The following is a 3,210-nucleotide window of genomic DNA, read 5'->3' as shown; positions in this document are numbered from 1 at the left end:
AGGCCAAGAACGCCAGCCAGTGGCTGGCCGGCGAGATCGAGAGCTTGCGCAAGAAGGTCTCCGAGGCCGAGGCTCGGGTCGAGGACTTCCGTTCCAAGTCGAGCCTGTTCGTCGGCACCAACAACACCACGCTTTCGAACCAGCAGATGGGCGAGGTCAACACCCAGCTCAACAATGCGCGCTCGATGAAGGCGGACGCGGAATCCAAGGCGCGGTTGATCAAGGAAATGCTCCAGAGCGGCAAGCCGATCGAGGCGTCCGAGGTCGTGAACTCGGAATTGATGCGGCGGCTGTCGGAGCAGCGCGTGACGCTGCGCGCGCAACTTGCGGAGCAGTCGTCCACGCTGCTCGGCAATCATCCGCGGATCAAGGAGCTGAAGGCGCAGCTCGGCGATCTCGACAATCAGATCCGGGACGAAGCGGCCAAGATCTCGCGCTCGCTCGAAAGCGACGCGCGGATCGCGAGCGGCCGGGTCGACGGGCTGATGACGAGCCTCGAGCAGCTCAAGAAGCAGGCAGCCTCCACCAACGGCCAGGACGTCCAGCTCCGCGCGCTGGAGCGCGAGGCCAAGGCGCAACGCGACCTTTTGGAAACGTACCTTGCCAAGTACCGCGAGGCCAATACCCGCGAAACCATCGATACCGCGCCGACGGACGGCCGCATCATCTCGCGCGCCATGGCCTCGAACACGCCGGCCTATCCGAAGAAGCTGCCGATCGTGTTGATCGCGACCATCGCGACGCTTTTGCTGTCGTCCGGAGTCGTCGTCACCGGCGAGCTGCTACGTCAGACCGCTCCGCGGGTGGCAGTGGCAATGGGCCCGGCCCAGGCGCCGGTGCGCCGTGAGCCGATCGTGGTTCAGCGCGCCGCCCAGCCTGATCTGGACCCCGTCGTCGATCCGGTCCAGGCGGAGCCCGCGCCGCTGCAGCCTGCGATGCCGACCGGCATGGACGTCACCGAGTTCGCCGAGATCGAGCGTCTGGCCGACAATCTGCGCGACGCGGGCGCTGCCGCGCGAAAGGTCACGGTGCTCGGCACCGCGCCCGGCGACGCCATCACGTTGTCGGCCCTCACGCTCGCCCGGCACCTTTCGCGCGATGCCCGCGTCGTCGTCGTCGATCTCGCAGCAGACTCGCCGATCATTGCCGCGGTGTCCGTCGATGCGTCGGCTCCGGGCCTTGCCGAACTGATGCAGGGCGAGGCGTCGTTCGCGCAGATCATCACCCGGGACAAGCTGTCGCGGCTGCACCTCGTGATGCCCGGCCGTCCCGGCTTCGACCGCAGCCTGCTGCAATCGCCGCGCGTGGCGCTTGCGATCGACGCCCTGCTGCGCGCCTACGATCACGTGCTGATCGACGCCGGCAGCGCCTCGGACCTGCCGGCCGACCTGTTGACGGCGCATGCCCGCGCCGTCGTGGTGCCCGATGCGTCGATGGAAGCGGAGGCGCGCATCCTGATGTGCGAGCAGTTGAAGGCGGTCGGCTTCAGCGAGGTGACGATGCTGAGCAAGCCGGTGCAGCCGGCGGATGCCGTGGAGACGCCGCGCGTGGTGGCAGCGTAGGCTCTTCTTTCTCCGTACATTCGAATCGTAGGGTGGGCAAAGGCGCGTTTGCGCCGTGCCCACCACCTGCTGTTGATGCGAAGAAGACGTGGGCACGCTCCGCTTTGCCCACCCTACGACATCAGTGTATGCGGAGGGTCCTTTACCCGAACGCCTGCCGCAGCCGTCGGGCCATGTCGAACAGCATCTGGTTCTGCTTCACCAGGCGCTTGCCGTGGCTGAGCGAGGACATCGCCATCGCCGCGAGCTTGCCGCGCGAGGTCAGGGGCACGAAGCTGTCGAAGATCTCCTCGTCGTCCTTGCAGAACATCCGCTTGTAGTCGTCCGTGCCGATGCCGAGGTCGAGCGAGCGGTAGCCGCGTTCGGCGTAGCAATCGATGATGTAGCGCATCAGGATCAGGCCGGGGCTGTAACGGGCGTGCTCGGACATCGTGTAGGTGTTGAACATCATCGAGAAGCGCTCTCCGTCGGCGACGCCGGCGAAGATCGCGATAACCTCGTAGTCGCATTCGAGCGCGTGGATGTCGATGGCGCGGCCTTCACCGCGCGGGGCAAGGCAGGCGCTGCGGATGAACTGTTCGACGCCGGGCTCGGCGAAGACGTTCGGCAATTTCTGCTCGGCCATCCGCGCCGGCTTGACGCGGAAGAACCAGTCGAGCAGGCGGGTGATATCGGTGTCCGTCGTGGCCAGGTGATAGCGATAGCCTGCGAGTGCCTGGAGCTTCTTTTCCTTGCTCTTGAGGCGGCGGCGGAAGGAATTGCTGATCCGCGATTCCGGTAGGCCGCCGGGCTCCAGCGCCAGCAGTGGACAGCCGTTGATCGAACTCTGTCGCGGCAGCAATGCAAACGGATTCTGCTGGTCGTGCCAGCGCAGCGGCTGCTGGCCGAGCACGAGTACGTCGACATGCTCGCTCAGCGGCGCAAGCAGTGCGTCGAGATCGGCGCTGGTGACCTGCGCTGCGGACTCGGCATTCCACAGACCCATGTTGAAGGTCGTGTGCTTGCCGCCCATGAAGCAGGCCGTGCGCACGCCGCGGCTTTGGCGCAGCGAGAATGGCAGCAGCAGGAGCGGCCGGCGCTCGGCGTCGCGGGCGATCACGACGAACGGCAAGGCGCCTTCGCGGGCGCCGACCTGTCTTTGCCACGGGCCGAGCAGGTCGAAACGCTGGTAAGGCGTGAAGAGATGGCCGTTGGCCTCGAAGGCGCGCCAGACCACCTCGGCCTCGGCGAGTTCGGTGACGACATCAACCTGCGCGATACGGCTCGCTTTCGACCGCGCTGGCGCTTCTGCCGTCCGGCTTTGCATCGCCGCAGCCATGGTCATTCGCGAAACCTGTCGAGAAATCGAAAAATGCGTCGTTCGGCCTGTGGCCGACCTTTGCAAACAAAGGTCAACAAAGGGTAATGACGATCGCGGAGGGAACGGACCGCCGGGCGAGCGCGAAGGGTGGGATTGTGGCTTCCGACGACAGATGGCTCCAACGGCTGCGCCTCGAGCTGGCCTGGTTCACTGGCCGGGCTCTGCTGCGCAGCCGCGGTGCCGGCGCCATCCTGTGCTTTCGACATGTGCGGCCGCGGCGCCGGGGCGGATTTCAGCCGCTGCGAAAGCACGAGGTCACCCCTCAATTTCTCGACCGCGCCATTCGTG

The 3,210-nt window shown here is 66.1% G+C and carries 2 protein-coding genes and 1 pseudogene; 2 read left to right on the top strand and 1 reads right to left on the bottom strand.

The window, feature by feature from the left end; genetic code table 11:
* On the top strand, window positions 1-1,562 hold a 1,562-nt coding region (locus tag JHD07_RS24850; RefSeq protein ID WP_291626850.1), incomplete at its 5' end, for an exopolysaccharide transport family protein.
* Window positions 1,563-1,704: 142 nt separating this feature from the next.
* On the opposite strand, the gene JHD07_RS24845 is transcribed toward JHD07_RS24850, so the two are convergent.
* Entirely contained in the window at window positions 1,705-2,886 is a 1,182-nt protein-coding gene (locus JHD07_RS24845; protein ID WP_291626848.1) for a GNAT family N-acetyltransferase, read from the bottom strand.
* A gap of 131 nt (window positions 2,887-3,017) precedes the next feature.
* On the opposite strand from JHD07_RS24845, the pseudogene JHD07_RS24840 reads away from it, so the two are divergent.
* Window positions 3,018-3,210 (top strand): annotated as a pseudogene (locus JHD07_RS24840) (polysaccharide deacetylase); the annotation flags it as partial.

Source organism: Bradyrhizobium sp. (assembly GCF_016462955.1).
GTDB lineage: Bacteria > Pseudomonadota > Alphaproteobacteria > Rhizobiales > Xanthobacteraceae > Bradyrhizobium.
Note: the sequence above shows the minus strand (reverse complement) of the source record. Positions and strands in the feature narration are given on the sequence as shown.

What these genes read in the sequence shown, in the direction of transcription:
- JHD07_RS24845 (WP_291626848.1), bottom strand. Translation starts at nt 2,886, where the DNA reads ATGACCATGGCTGCGGCGATGCAAAGCCGGACGGCAGAAGCGCCAGCG.